The sequence below is a fragment of the Rhodococcus sp. SB1D genome (assembly GCF_048573875.1).
Lineage (GTDB): Bacteria > Actinomycetota > Actinomycetes > Mycobacteriales > Mycobacteriaceae > Rhodococcus_F > Rhodococcus_F qingshengii.
The window spans coordinates 246,231-260,345 of sequence record NZ_JBMAIQ010000002.1 but is presented as its reverse complement, the minus strand read 5'-3'; the positions used below and the strand labels follow the sequence as shown (position 1 = coordinate 260,345).

The 14,115-nt window shown below is 62.4% G+C and carries 11 protein-coding genes; 3 read left to right on the top strand and 8 right to left on the bottom strand.

What is annotated here, in order from left to right; translation table 11 throughout:
- Positions 1-31 precede the first annotated feature (31 nt).
- Together ACN50D_RS06755 and ACN50D_RS06750 are read right to left on the bottom strand one after the other, a co-directional pair.
- Positions 32-1,078: an MBL fold metallo-hydrolase gene (locus ACN50D_RS06755; RefSeq protein ID WP_042448546.1), complete on the bottom strand. Its 1,047-nt coding sequence runs from the start codon at positions 1,076-1,078 to the stop codon at positions 32-34.
- Positions 1,075-2,634 carry a long-chain-fatty-acid--CoA ligase gene (locus ACN50D_RS06750; RefSeq protein ID WP_211920930.1) on the bottom strand — a complete coding sequence of 520 codons (1,560 nt, stop codon included), beginning with the start codon at positions 2,632-2,634 and terminating at the stop codon, positions 1,075-1,077. The genes ACN50D_RS06755 and ACN50D_RS06750 overlap by 4 nt, the downstream gene beginning before the upstream one ends.
- Before the next feature lie 187 nt (positions 2,635-2,821).
- On the opposite strand from ACN50D_RS06750, the gene ACN50D_RS06745 reads away from it, so the two are divergent.
- Positions 2,822-3,766 (top strand): LysR family transcriptional regulator, encoded by a 945-nt coding sequence (locus ACN50D_RS06745; RefSeq protein WP_052416969.1) that lies wholly within the window; start codon positions 2,822-2,824, stop codon positions 3,764-3,766.
- On the opposite strand, the gene ACN50D_RS06740 is transcribed toward ACN50D_RS06745, so the two are convergent.
- Complete coding sequence (locus ACN50D_RS06740; protein WP_007729523.1) at positions 3,700-4,590, bottom strand: LysR family transcriptional regulator; 891 nt, start codon at positions 4,588-4,590, stop codon at positions 3,700-3,702. The genes ACN50D_RS06745 and ACN50D_RS06740 overlap by 67 nt on opposite strands.
- A 182-nt stretch (positions 4,591-4,772) precedes the next feature.
- Here ACN50D_RS06740 and ACN50D_RS06735 point away from each other — a divergent pair, with 182 nt between their 5' ends.
- A complete protein-coding gene (locus ACN50D_RS06735; RefSeq protein WP_211920932.1) occupies positions 4,773-6,443 on the top strand; it encodes a chitobiase/beta-hexosaminidase C-terminal domain-containing protein in 1,671 nt (556 codons plus the stop codon).
- Positions 6,444-6,493: 50 nt separating this feature from the next.
- Here the strand turns inward: ACN50D_RS06735 and ACN50D_RS06730 are convergent, their stop codons facing one another.
- The gene (locus ACN50D_RS06730; protein WP_007729528.1) at positions 6,494-7,684 is read right to left on the bottom strand and encodes an acyl-CoA dehydrogenase family protein; all 1,191 of its coding nucleotides are present in this window, start codon (positions 7,682-7,684) and stop codon (positions 6,494-6,496) included.
- Positions 7,685-7,994: 310 nt separating this feature from the next.
- On the opposite strand from ACN50D_RS06730, the gene ACN50D_RS06725 reads away from it, so the two are divergent.
- The gene (locus ACN50D_RS06725) at positions 7,995-9,215 is read left to right on the top strand and encodes an acetyl-CoA C-acetyltransferase (RefSeq protein WP_211920934.1); all 1,221 of its coding nucleotides are present in this window, start codon (positions 7,995-7,997) and stop codon (positions 9,213-9,215) included.
- Positions 9,216-9,220: 5 nt separating this feature from the next.
- On the opposite strand, the gene ACN50D_RS06720 is transcribed toward ACN50D_RS06725, so the two are convergent.
- The 4 genes from ACN50D_RS06720 to ACN50D_RS06705 all read right to left on the bottom strand — a co-directional run bounded on the left by ACN50D_RS06720 (position 9,221) and on the right by ACN50D_RS06705 (position 14,080).
- Positions 9,221-10,417, bottom strand: a complete 1,197-nt coding sequence (locus ACN50D_RS06720; RefSeq protein ID WP_007729534.1) for a CaiB/BaiF CoA transferase family protein — start codon at positions 10,415-10,417, stop codon at positions 9,221-9,223.
- 72 nt (positions 10,418-10,489) lie between these two features.
- Entirely contained in the window at positions 10,490-11,230 is a 741-nt protein-coding gene (gene fabG / locus ACN50D_RS06715; protein ID WP_003940214.1) for a 3-oxoacyl-ACP reductase FabG, read from the bottom strand.
- A 42-nt stretch (positions 11,231-11,272) separates the two neighbouring features.
- On the bottom strand, positions 11,273-12,439 hold the full coding sequence (locus tag ACN50D_RS06710) for an acyl-CoA dehydrogenase family protein (protein WP_007729538.1): 1,167 nt from the start codon (positions 12,437-12,439) through the stop codon (positions 11,273-11,275).
- A gap of 120 nt (positions 12,440-12,559) precedes the next feature.
- Positions 12,560-14,080, bottom strand: coding sequence for an acyl-CoA synthetase (locus ACN50D_RS06705; RefSeq protein ID WP_211920936.1), 1,521 nt, complete (start codon positions 14,078-14,080; stop codon positions 12,560-12,562).
- Between the last annotated feature and the right edge of the window lie 35 nt (positions 14,081-14,115).

Sequence of the window (14,115 nt, the reverse complement as noted above, 5' to 3'; positions counted from 1 at the left end):
TTCCTACTTCCGTGATGAGATTCTTGAAAGGTCACTGCGCGCGAATGCTCCAGCGCACGGGTGTGCCGCCGGACGGTGTCACGATCTCCCGCTTGGCCAAAACAACAAGATGAGCATGGGTTTCGCGGACTGCCAAGCGAAGTAGTCGCGGCGACATCTGTTCGAACGGGCGAGACCAGGAGATCGTGCGTGAGAGTTCCCAGGCCGTGGATTCAGGCTCATCCTGCACCGCAGCCACGATCTCCGCCAATCGCTCCTCGTGGTGCCCCATCAATTGACGTGCACGATCGGCGATCCCACGGAATCGATATTCATGTGCCGGAAGCACTTCGCACTCGCCCAGTGTTGTCGTCGCCTCGAGCGAGAGAAGATAACGATGAAGTGGGTTCTCGAGTTCACCGGGAATCGTGGAGATGTTCGGGCTGATCCTCGGCAGCATGTGATCGCCGCTGAACAACAAGCCTCTGGCCTCTTCCACGAAGCAGAGATGTCCGGGAGTGTGCCCCGGTGTCCACTGGGCGCGGAGATTCCAACCGGGCAGGTTGAGTGAATCCCCATCTCCCAGAACAATGTCGATGGTTTCGTGCTCGGCGAACCGCACCAGGTCGACCCGAGACGCGTCGAGCACTTCGGCCGGTGCGCCGAGTTCGGACAATTGCAGGTTCCAGCCACTGATGTCGTCGCGGGTCTGCTCGGGACCGTGGTATCCGAGGAGCGTCGCGTCGGCCACATGCATCGCAAGCGTTGCGCCGCTGACCTGCCGAAGACGCGGCGCCAGGCCGAAGTGATCGGGATGCAGGTGCGTGATTGCCGCATAGCGCACTTCGGAAACGTGGTATCCGATCGATGCTATGCCGTCGACGAGAGCCTGCCAGGACTGTTCGTGATCCCAACCGACGTCGATGAGGGCAAGTCCGTCGTCGAGCGCGAGTGCGTAGACGAGTACGTAACGCAAAGGGTTGTCCGGCATGGGAACGGGGATCGACCACAATCCGTCCCGCACCTGTTCGACCGGTGGAAGGACTTTGTTCGCCCATGCCTCACGTTGTGCGACACCGACGTCTTCGGTCACGATCATGATGCTTCTCCGCTCGCGTTCAGCATGGTCCGCAGGCTCGACTTGAGCAGTTTTCCGCTCGCGTTGCGAGGTAGGGAGTCCACGAAATGGATCTGGCGAGGTTTCTTGTACGACGCCAACTTCGCTGTGCTGAAAGCGATCAACTCGTCGACGCTCGGCACGTCGGCACCGTCGACCAGTTTGACCACTGCGGTCACGGATTCACCCCAGCGCTTGTCGGGAACCCCGACCACCGCGACCTCGGCGACCGAGGGGTGCTCGGCCAGAATGGATTCCACCTCGATCGGATAGACGTTCTCTCCGCCGGTGATGATCATGTCCTTGAGTCGATCGGTGACGAACAGATACCCCTCGTCGTCCAGATGGCCGGCGTCCCCCGTTCGGAGGAAACCGTCGTGGGTGAACAATTCGGCGGTCTCACGGTCACGTCGCCAGTATCCGCGAGTGTTGTTTCTACTGCGCGCGACGATCTCACCGGAATTATTGGGCGGCAATTCCTCACCAGTGGTGACGTCTCGAATCGAGATCTCGACGCCGATCATCGGCTTGCCCGCAGAGCGAAGCAACTCCGAACGCGGCCCGCTCACATGATGGTCGTAAGCACGAAGGACGGATACCGAACCCGTCGTCTCGGTCATCCCGTATCGCTGAACGAATTTGCAGTTCAAGACAGTCATCGCGTGGGCGAGGAGCGCCGGAGTGATCGGTGACGCCCCATAGGCGACCACCTCCAGGCTGGTCAGATCGAAACTGTCGAGAGTCGGCAGATCTACCAGCGTCTGAATGACTGCAGGCACCAGAAATGCGTGGGTGACGCGGTGGGTCGCGATGGCATCAGCGACCCGAGCCGGCGCCATGTCTCCGAGCAGCACCAAAGGCACTCCGGCCGACAAGCATGTACTCATCCAGCCGGCACCGGCGATGTGAAAGAGGGGAAGTGCATCGAGTGCGACTGCATTCGAACCGAATTCGTAGACATCGAACCCCTCGGGCTCGTTGTACAGATTCCGGTGCGTGGCCACGACGCCCTTGGGCCGGCCGGTTGTCCCGGACGTGTACAGCTGCAGAACTGCTGCGTCCGGATCGTGCCCGTGTCCGGGGTCGACACCGGTCCCTGATGCCACGAACTCCGCCCAGGTTCGCGAATCCGGCAGGACCCCTGCAGCTCCCACGGTTATGACCTCGATGTCCGGCAACGCTGCGGACATCGCCGCCGCCCCCGCGGCGAACTCGTCATCGACGATCAAGACGTCGAGCTCCGCGTCCTCGGCGATGTCGACGAGTTCGAGTGGGTTGAGCCGCCAGTTCAACGGTATGAACACAGCGCCTGCCTTCGCACATGCGATGAAGGTTTCCGCACCTTCGAGCCCCATACGCAGTAGCGCACCGACACGAGCACCCGTTGTGGTCACTTCTGCCAGCGCACTCGCCAAGGTGCTGGTCTCGCCATCCAGCTCAGCCCAAGTCAACATTCGGTCGCCGCACGTGATTGCCGGATCGGACGGCCGTGTCGACGCCGAGTGACGTATCCGGTTGGGTAGGTGAAGCTCGCTCACATCACGCTCCTGTGTTCCAGGTACTCACCGAGCACGAACCGCGGTCGGTGGTACTGGAACAGTCGACCATCGCTATGGCCTGCGCCACAAAGACGAGAAGGCGCACAGAGCCATAGCTCAGACCTATGTCAGCAGGTCGCAGCAAGTCACCGCCGCCAAGGCTCCGTCATCTGGGAGAATTCGTCAGATGCAGGCACCCGGGATGGACATACGCAGCGCGCAATATCTCGTCGCGGTCGTCGATCACGGCAGCGTCACTGCCGCCGCGGACGTCCTGCGTATCTCGCAACCGTCCCTCTCGCAGGCCGTGCGCAACCTCGAACGAACTCTCGGAGCCACACTCTTCGAGCGCACCACTCGCGGTCTGGCTCCCACCACGGTCGGACTGGCAGTTGCCGATTCTGCCCGTACGTTGCTCGCCGACGTTGCTCGGGCCGAGGCCGCGGTGGCTGCGGTAACCGCTTTGCGCGCCGGGGAACTCGCCATAGCAGTTCAGTCCGATCTCGCCATCGACCCTGTTGCAGAGGTCGCCGGACGCCTCCATCTGACGGCACCCGGAATTCGGTTCTCCACGAACGCCTCCGCCAACGCACAGGACGTGCGCGCGCTCGTCAGAGCAGGTACGTGTGAACTCGGGTTTCTCGAGACCCACCCGGGTACCGAAGTCTCCGACGGGCTTCGAGAAATTGCCGTGAGCACCCAGGAAACGGTCTTGTCGATCCCCATTCGCCTGGCCACAGACCTCCCCGATCCGGTTCCGCGCACCGTGGTCGCGCGCCTGCCGATGGTGGTCGAGGCATCCGCAGTTCGGCGCGGGCACTCGATCGACGACGATCTGGAACTCACCGACGTCGTCGTGGAAGTGCCAGATCGCCTTGCTGTCCGGGAAATGGTCGGGCAAGGTGTAGGCGCCGCGCTGCTGCCCAGATCGATCGCCGAACAAGACTCACCGGCATCTGAGGTTCGCTCGCTTTTCCCACCGATCACCCGGCAGACGATCTTGGTCTACCGCGACGGCCCGCTCTCACCGGCCGGGTCTGCGTACATCGAGAACATCTCCCCGCGTCACAAGCCCTCCACGAACAGCCTGCCCAACGGCGAGAGCGTCTCCGGATCGAACTCGACGCCGTAATTCAGTGAGATCGGCGGCTCCACCGGAAATATCTCCGCGCCGGACGCGACCGATCTCTCGGCCAACGAACGCTCCATGAATGCCATGCCCAAACCAGCAAAGACGAACGCGCCGACGGTCTCCCGCTGCGCCAACTCCGTCGACATCCGAGTCCGGGCCCCGGCGGCCTGCAGAGACGACTCGATGGCAAGGCGAGCCCGCGAGTGTTTGAGCACACCCACCACGGGGAGATCGGGCAATGCCGTCAATGACACCGGCTCTCCCGCAGCGGGTTTCACACCATTCGGCCAGACGTCGGGATGAACCCCCGACGGCACTGCCAGCCAGTACTCGTTCACCCCCAACACTTTCGTGGACAGCGCCGACATGTCGGGTGGCCAGTAACTGAAGACCACCTCGCACGCGCCGTCTGCCAACACCTGCTCAGACGTTGCACCCTGCGGCAACTCACCGACCCGAACGGTCACAGCAGGCCACCGCTCACGAAAGTCCGCCACGATGCGTGCGATCGGACCTTCGAGACCATGTGCCGCGGAGCAGATGTCGAGCCGGCCACGAGGTTCGTCGGCCGTACCGATCGCGACGTCGAACGCGGCCGCGCTGCTGCGAGTCATCTGCCTCGCCGGCCCTACCAACGCCCGACCTGCTGCCGTCAGCACCAAACCGCGACCGACACGGTGAAACAGTTCGACTCCGAGTTCACGCTCGAGGCCACGAATACCCTGCGACAGCGACGGCTTGGTGACCGACAGATTCTGCGCAGCCGTCGACAAGGACTCACCACCGGCAACGGCAAGGAAGTACTCGATCTGACGTAGGTCCACTCCATCGACTTTGCCATAAACGCAGCCGGGTATACCGGTACCAAGCACTGCAGGGTGTTCACACACGCTTCATTAATCGGACATTCAGGACACACCTTCTTCTACCCGGCGCCACCTACCGTAATTGGTCCAGACCAATTACGGATAGGTCTGAACCACCGCGTCGAAGACAAGGAATCCTCGTGAGACGTACGACCATCGCGATAGCAGCCGTGACAGCGGCTCTCGCCGTTCCCGGCATCGCCCCCGCCGAATCCCACGCCGAACCCGGCTGGGGCAGTTCGTCCTTCGAATGGGGCAGCTCTTCGGGCGAGAACAACACGCCGCCCGCAGCGCCCGGCGTCAGCGTCCCCGGCGGACGGTACGAGCACCCCGTCGACCTGACCTTCACCGCCGAGCGCGGCGCCACCGTCCGCTACACCGTGGACGGAACGACACCCACCACCGACAGCCAAGCTGCCACGCCGGGACGTCCGCTGCACATCGCACAGGACACCAACGTCACTGTCGCAGCTTTCCGCGGCGATCACGCGAGCGCGGCCGTCTCGTTCGGCTACCTGATCAAGACCTCGGAAAAGCCGCTGGCTCAGGTCGTCGTGATGTCCGACGTCCACGTCGGCGATCACGCGAACAACGACAAGAAGTACGAAAGCTTCTTCGACACAATCGGTTCCATCTACCCGAAACCCGACGCCATCCTCTCCAACGGGGACATGATCAACGACAACGGAGACGGCAAGGGGCCCGACCACAAGATCGTCGCAGAAATCTTCCAGGCAAACCTCGCCCGAAAGGGCATGAACGACACACAACTCCTGATCTCCAACGGCAATCACGATGCAAGTCTCGCGGCGATCAGAGCCGGATATCCGGCGGAGTGGTTTCCGGATTCCGGTGGCGGATACTACGAATCCGACGTCAGTGGTGTCCATCTCTTCACGGTCAACACCGAAACCTACAACAATGATTCAGCGCAACGCAATTGGCTGAAGTCCCGCCTGACCGAAATCACCGCGGAGTCCGGGAACCTGACCAAGCCGATCCTGGTCCAGGGACACCGGCCGGCAAGCAACACAGCCATGGACGGCCAGCAGGCGTCGAACCCTCGATTGACCGAAGACCTGAGTGCCTTCCCTCAGGCAATCTTCTTCTCCGGGCACTCACATCTGAACAACAACGACGACCGGTCGATCCATCAGCGTGACTTCACGTCGGTCAACGACGGCTCGATGTCGTACATCGAAATCGATCACGGCTACCAGATGGTGACCGAGTCCGGTCTCGCGAACCGTTTCGAATCACCCACTGCCCAAGCGCTCTTCGTCGAGGTCTACCAGGACCGCACGGAAATCAACCGAATCAACATGGCGGCAGACAAGCACGACATCTACGCCGGTGGCGCGTGGTCAGCCAACTGGCAGCCGCCGTACTCGAGCGCGGGCACGCTGAGCGGTTCGGGGTGGACGGTCGAACTCGACGGGTCGACCAACCAGCAGATCAAGGACAACTTCCGCTACACCTCGGGCGCACGGAACACGCACGCGCCGGAGTTCACCTCGAGCACTCCGCTCTCGGTGACGACCGGCGAAAACGGTGCGACCGCACTGAGGATCGCGCAGGCCAAGGACGATCAGATGGTGCACCACTACGCCGTCGAGGTCACGGACACAGCCACCGGAGCGAAGGTGGTCTCGTCGAAGGTGCTCTCGGACTTCTACTTCATGCCGCGGCCGAACAGCCTCGACATTCCGATTCCCGATGCCGCAGCGGGCACCGCATACGAAGCCCGCGTCGAAGCCGTTGACGCATACGGCAACCGGTCACCGGTGACAACCCTGGCCTTCACCCGCTGACCCGACACGACTAAGCGGCACCGCGCATATTCGCGGTGCCGCTTCTCGGCTCAGTTGTACGTGCGAAGCAGGCCCTTGCTGATGATCTGCTTCTGGATGTCGCTGGTGCCTTCACCGATCAGAAGGAACGGCGCCTCACGCATCAACCGCTCGATCTCGTATTCCTTGGAATAGCCGTATCCGCCGTGGATACGGAAGCTGTCCTGGGTGACCTCCGAGCAGAATTCACTCGCCAGATACTTCGCCATACCCGCGGCGACATCGTTGCGCTCACCCGAGTCCTTGAGCCTGGCAGCGTTGACCATCATCAGATGTGCCGCTTCGACTTTGGTGCCCATCTCGGCGATCCGGAACGCGATGGCCTGATGCTCGGCGATCGGCTTGCCGAAAGTCTCGCGTTGCTTGGCGTAGGTGACAGCCAGTTCGAAAGCGCGCTGGGCAATTCCGCAGGCACGCGCGGCGACGTTGACCCGGCCGACCTCGACGCCGTCCATCATGTGCCGGAATCCCGAGCCAGGGGTGCCACCGAGAACCTCCTCGGCTCCGATCTCGAAACCGTCGAAGATCATCTCCGTGGTGTCGATTCCCTTGTACCCCATCTTCTCGAGCTTGCCCGGAATGGTCAGGCCCGGGAGTACCTCGCCGAAACCTGCGGGTTTCTCGATCAATATCGTCGTCAGATTGTTGTGCGGCTTCTCCGCGCCCTCGTCCGTCTTGACCAGGACTGCCACCAAGGTCGAGGAACCCCCGTTGGTCAGCCACATCTTCTGGCCGGTGATCACGTAATCGCCGGAGTCCGTCCGCTTCGCCTTGGTCGATATGGCAGCAACATCGGAACCGAGGGCAGGCTCCGACATGGAAAATGCACCGGTGAGTTCCCCGGAAGCCAAACGCGGCAGGTACTTCGCCTTCTGTTCCGGCGTCCCGTGCGCCGAAATCATGTGAGCCACGATGAAATGCGTGTTGATGACACCGGACACGCTCATCCATCCACGGGCCAATTCTTCGACGCACAGCGCGTAGGTGAGCAATGATTCGCCGATACCCCCGTACTCGGGGTCGATGGTCAGTCCGAACAGACCCATGTCCTTCATCTGCTTGACGATGTCGGTCGGGTACGTATCCGAGTGTTCGAGTTCCTGCGCCGCGGGGATGACCACACGATCGACGAACTCGCGTACCGCCCCGACGATATCGGTCTGAGTTTCGGTCAATCCCGCCGTCTGCGCCAAACGAGTCACTGTTCCACCTGTCAGTCGGTACTTCGTGCCCTCCCGGTCGACGAAATTGATTCGACTCCAGGAACTTTCATCCCGCCGCGACGTGTGTGCGGCAGAGACGCTGTATCCATTCAATCCCCGAACGGTATATGTGTCAAAGTCGATTTCGCATACGAACCGTATGGCGGAAACTATGTCCGAACAGGTCGTTCCTGCTGTTGACAACCGCGCCACGCGTGCTGGATATTCGAGTGGCCAGGTCGCGACGGGCCCTTCGATCGGCCCGTTCACGCGACGCATTCCCCACCTCTCCTCGAGACAGGCGCATTCCATGCACGACGCAGTCATCTGTGAACCCGTTCGCACCCCGGTGGGCGGATTCGGCGGAGTCTTCAAGGACGTTCCCGTCACCACACTCGCCGGCACTGTTGTGCGTGGCCTCGTCGAACGAACCGGCATTGCGTCCACCGATGTCGACGACGTCATCTTCGGTCAGGGGTACGCCAACGGAGAGGCCGCGGCCATCGGGCGAATCGCGGCACTCGACGCCGGTCTCGACGTGTCCGTTCCCGGAATACAACTCGATCGCCGTTGCGGTTCGGGATTGCAGGCGATCATCTACGCCGCGATGCAGGTACAGACCGGGATGAGTGATCTGGTCATCGCCGGCGGCGCGGAGAGCATGAGCGGAACCGAGTTCTACTCCACCGACATGCGTTGGGGCACAAAGCGCCCTTCCGTCGAGTTCCACGACCGATTGGCCAAACCGCGCACGAACTCCGGCGGAGTCAACTTTCCGGTGGAAGGCGGCATGATCGAGACCGCTGAGAACTTGCGCCGGGAGTACTCGATCACCCGCGACGAGCAGGACCGATACGCGGTGCGATCGCACGAACGGGCCGTTCACGCCCAAGACAGTGGGTACTTCGACGACGAGACCATTCCCGTTTCGGTGCCCGGACGCCGTGGTGAGCAGACGGTGGTCACTCGCGACGAGCATCCGCGCCGAGGGATTCAGTTGGCCGATCTCGCTGCACTGCGCCCCATTCGAGGTCGCGTCGATCCCGAAGCCACTGTCACCGCCGGTAATGCGTGCGGCCAGAACGACGCCGGCGCAGCCGCCATCGTCACTACTGCTGCCAACGCCGAACGGCTGGGCCTGCGACCGTTCGCGAAACTGGTCAGCTGGGGTGTGGCCGGTGTGGAGCCGAACCGGATGGGCATCGGCCCGGTTCCTGCCGTGGCGAAAGCACTCTCCCGGGTCGACCTGTCACTCGACCGCATCGACCTCATCGAAGTCAACGAGGCCTTCGCGGCCCAGGTTCTCGCGTGCGCCAAGGCCTGGGGATTGAGCGCCCAGGACATCGAGGAACGGTTCAACGTCAACGGTTCCGGCATCTCGCTCGGACATCCTGTCGGCGCTACCGGTGGGCGGATCCTTGCAAATCTGCTGCGCGAACTCGACCGGCGCCAGGGACGGTACGGGATCGAGACCATGTGCATCGGCGGCGGACAAGGGATTGCCGCGGTGTTCGAGAACCTTCGACGCTAGAAGCGTTAACCGATCGATCCGTCGCGGCGAAGTTCCGCGATCCGGTCGCCCGTAAGTCCCAACTCGGCCAGCAGAGAATCCGTCTGCTGGCCGAGTGCTGGAACGTCACCCATGCGCATTTCGACATCCGAATACGTCATCGGAGGCAGCACGGCATCGATCGGACCGTTCTCGGTGCCCACGGACCGCCACCTGGCACGCTTCTCCAGCTGCGGATGTTCCAGCAGACCGGCCATGTCGTTGAGTGCCGCGGCCGGAACACCAGCGGCGGCCAGACGCTGATCCAGATCTGTCGTCGAGTACAGACGCGTCAGAGAGCCCACCAATTCGTCTACCTCGCCACGGTTTTCGACGCGCACGATGTTGGTGCGGTAACGCGGATGATCGACCAGATCCTCTCGCTCGAACACGTCCACCATCAGCGCTCGCCATCCACGATCGTTCTGGACGCCGATCAGGATTTCGCCGTCGGCCGTGGGATACGAATCGTAGGGAACGATCGCGGCATGGCCGAGACCGACACGTGGAATCTGCTTGTCCGCATACATTTTCATGTACATCGGATGGCCCAGCCACTCGACGGTGGAATCGAACATCGAGACCTCGACGAGCGCTCCCTTGCCCGTTCGCTCTCTACGGAACAGGGCGCTCAGAATCGAAGTCAGCGCGTACATTCCTGCCGCGATGTCGGAGACCGGGATGCCGGTCTTGGTGGCCGTCTCCGGTGTGCCTGTCACGGAGATCATTCCGGTCTCGGCTTGGACCAACATGTCGTAGGCCTTGCGCTCGCGCCGCGGGCCGGCACTGCCGTAGCCGGACATGTCGATCACGATGAGCCGTGGGTATTTATCGCGCAGTTCCTCCGCGCCGAACCCCAGTCTCGCGGCTGCGTCGGGAGCCAGGTTCTGCAGGAACACATCGGCTCGCGCGACCAGATCGAGAAGGATCTGCCGGCCGGCTTCCGACTTCACATCGACGGCGATCGATTCCTTGGAACGGTTGAGCCACACGAAGTGTGATGCCTGACCGTGAACCGCCTGGTCGTAGTGACGCGCGAAGTCACCCTCGCCGACGCGTTCTATCTTGATCACCCGCGCACCCATGTCCGCGAGATGTCTGGTGGCGAGCGGTGCCGCCACCGCCTGTTCGAGTGCAACTACGGTGATTCCGTCGAGCGGAAGATCCGAGTTCGGCTGTCCCATGTCAGTAGTCACCCCAGAAGTTTTACACCCAGAATTCTCACACTCTGAATTCTTGCACTCGAACAGGACGGATCAGATGTGGCGGCCGCCGGTGATCTCGAGAACCGTGCCGGTCATGTAGCTCGAGAGGTCGCTCGCGAGGAACAGCACAACCGAAGCAACTTCCGAAGGCTCGGCTGCGCGCCCCATCGGAATCTCGGCAAGCTTCTCGTTCCAGATCCGTTCGGGCATCGCCTCGGTCATCGCCGTGCGGACCAGTCCGGGCTGAACGGCGTTGACGCGAACGTTCTTGAACGCGACCTCTTTTGCCGCGGCCTTCGTCAGACCGACGATCCCGGCCTTCGCGGCCGAGTAGTTGGTCTGCCCGAGCATGCCCACCTTGCCGGAGATCGACGAGATGTTCACGATCGCGCCCGTCTCACGCTCGCGCATGCGGGCGGCGGCAGCGCGTGTTCCGTTCCAGGCGCCCTTGAGGTGAACTGCGATCACGTCGTCGAAGTCCTGCTCGGTCATCTTCCGCATCGTGGCGTCGCGCGTCATGCCGGCGTTGTTGACCATGACATCGACTGGACCGAAAGCGCTTTCGGCCAGATCGAGCATGGCCTCGACCTGTCCGGAGTCACGCACGTCGCAGGAAGCGAAACGGGCGACCGACTCTCCACCGAGTTCGGCGACCGCAGCCGTTCCCACGGTTTCGTTGATGTCGCCGAGAACGACGGTCGCGCCTTCCTTGATGAAGGTGCGCGCAATTTCGAGCCCGATGCCCTGGGCTCCACCGGTCACTACCGCAACCTTGCCGTCCAACAATCCCATGTCCACTCCGTTCGTGAGGTTAAAGCTCGTCTGGAAAATGTGTCAGCGCTGGTTTTGCTTTTTCGCTTGCGCCACGAGCCCACCACCGAGAATCAGACGCTGGATCTCGCTGGTTCCCTCGTACAGGCGCAACAGGCGAACTTCACGGTAGATGCGTTCGACCGGAACACCGCGCATGTACCCGTTGCCCCCGTGGATCTGCACGGCGAGATCTGCGACCTTGCCCACCATCTCGGTGCAGAAAAGCTTTGCCGCCGAAGGCCCGAGACGGCGATCCTCACCGCTGACGTACCGCGCGGCCACCTCGCGCACCATCGCGCGCCCTGCCATCACACCGGCTTGCTGGTCTGCCAACATCGCTTGAACCAGCTGGAAGTCGCCGATCGCGGTGCCGCCCTGTTCCGTGACCACGGAGAACGCGACAGATTCGTCGAGCGCTCGCTGTGCTGCTCCCACCGAGAGCGCCGCGATATGGACTCGTCCGCGCGCGAGAGACGTCATCGCTGCGCGGTATCCGGTGTCCTGGTCGCCACCGACGAGGGCCGACTCGGGAACTCGGACGTTGTCGAAGGTGACCTCGGAGGTCCAAGCACCTTCTTGACCCATCTTCTTGTCCTTGGGACCGACCGTGACACCTGGCGTGTCAGCCGGAACCAGGAACACTGCAATTCCCGGACCATCGGAATCCGCCGGGCGAGTGCGCGCGAACACCACGAACAGCTGCGCCAGTGGAGCATTGGTGATGAACCGCTTGTTGCCGTCGATCACCCAGTCGGATCCGTCCAGAACGGCCTTGGTCCGAAGGCCGGCCGGGTTGGAGCCCGCGCCGGGTTCGGTGAGAGCAAAGGAAGCCACGACGTCGCCGGAGGCGATGCGCTCGAGCCACTGAGCCTTCTGCTCGTCGGTACCGAAGCCGACCAGCACCTGCCCGGCAATTCCGTTGTTGGTACCGAACATCGAACGCAGCGCCAGAGACGTGTAGCCGAATTCCATTGCCAGTTCGACGTCTTGGGTGAGGTCGAGTCCGAGCCCACCCCATTCCTGAGGGATCGCGTAACCGAAGAGCCCGATAGCTGCGGCCTTCTTGCGTATGTCCTCAGGAATGGCGTCGGTGTCGGCTATCTCCTGCTCACGCGGAACTACTTCCTTACGGATGAACTCCCGCGCAGTCGCCAAGATATCTGCGAAGTCATCTGCGTCGACCTGCATTCCCACCACTCACCTTGCTGTTTCCGAAGTCCATGCCGTCCCCCGAAGTCAATACCGTGAGGCAATCGGAGTCAAAGACCTGAAAACGAACCGAAGGTAAGGCAGAACCTATAGCAAGCTTCAGACGGTGCGCAGTTCCCGCTTCAGTAGCTTGCCGCTCTGGTTGCGCGGAAGCTCGGCCACGAAACGGACATGCTTGGGCACCTTGAACGGAGCGATTCGCTCCTTGACGTGGGCAATCAACGCCTCGGGCGTCAACTCGTCGTTGCCGTCCTTGAGCACGACGATCGCGGTGACGGCCTCGATCCACTTCTCGTCGGGCGTACCGATCACGGCAACTTCTGCCACGGCGGGGTGCGTGTAGACCGCATCTTCGACCTCGCGTGACGCCACCAGGATGCCGCCGGTGTTGATGACGTCCTTGATCCGGTCGACGACCGTGATGAAACCTTCTTCGTCCCGCACGACCAGATCGCCCGAATGGAACCAGCCGTCACGGAAGGCCTCGGCGGTGGCTTCCGGATTCTCCCAGTAGCCGTTGCACAGCTGCGGTGAGCGGTAGAGAACCTCGCCGGACTCACCGTCGGCGACATCGTTTCCGTCGGCGTCGACGACGCGGGTTTCGACGAAGAACACCGCGCGACCACAGGAAGACGGGCGATCAGCATGCTCGCTGGGCTGGAGAACTGTTGCCAGTGGGCCGATTTCGGACTGGCCGAAGCAGTTGTAGAAACCGATGTCCGGGTAGCGCTCGCGCAGACGATTGAGCACGGTGACCGGCATGATCGAGGCGCCGTACTGCGCCTTCTTCAGCGACGACAGATCGCGGGTCTCGAGGTCCGGATGGTTGGCCAGCGGTACCCACACGGTCGGCGCCAGGAACAGCGATCCGATCTTTTCGGCTTCGACACGGCGCAGGATTTCCGGGATGTCCGGCGCCTGCATCAGACTGACCGTCGCGCCGACGGACAGGTACGGCAGCATGAAGACGTGCATGCCCGCGGAGTGGTACATCGGCATGCAGATCAGCGGGTTGTCGTTCTTGTCGAGGCCGAGCGCGATCACCGAGGACACGTACTCGTGAACCAGTGCACCGTGAGACATCATGGCGCCCTTGGGCTTCGAGGTGGTGCCCGAGGTGTACAGGAGTTGCGCCAGATCGGTCGACGTCGCACGCGGTTCGAAGACCGGCACCTCGCCTGCCTCACCGATCGTGACGACGGACAGTTCCGCGTCCCGCAGTGCGATCACGTGATCGAGATCGAGGTCGGAGCGTACCGAGTCGAGCGTCGGCGCCAATGCCGGATCCACCAACACCGCGCGGGCGCCTGACTGCGCCACGAGGTACCGGAGTTCCTCCCCCTTCAGTGCGTAATTGACCGGAACATGCACCAAACCTGCTCGTGCACAGGCAAGAAATCCGATTGCATAGGCGTCGGAGTTGGTTCCGTATGCCGCGACGCGGTCGCCGTGTTCGAGCCCCAGACCGAGCAAGTAGGCGGCGACCCGCGTCACCGCGCCGTCGAGTTCGCGGTAGGTGCGAGTGCGATCTTCGAAGACGACGGCTACACGGTCGGGGTACTTGGCTGCCGAGCGCCGAAGCACTCCGTCGACAGTGTTGGTGCGTGGATCCAGGCTCATGCGCCTCAGGTTATAGGACGTCCAACTAAACCGGA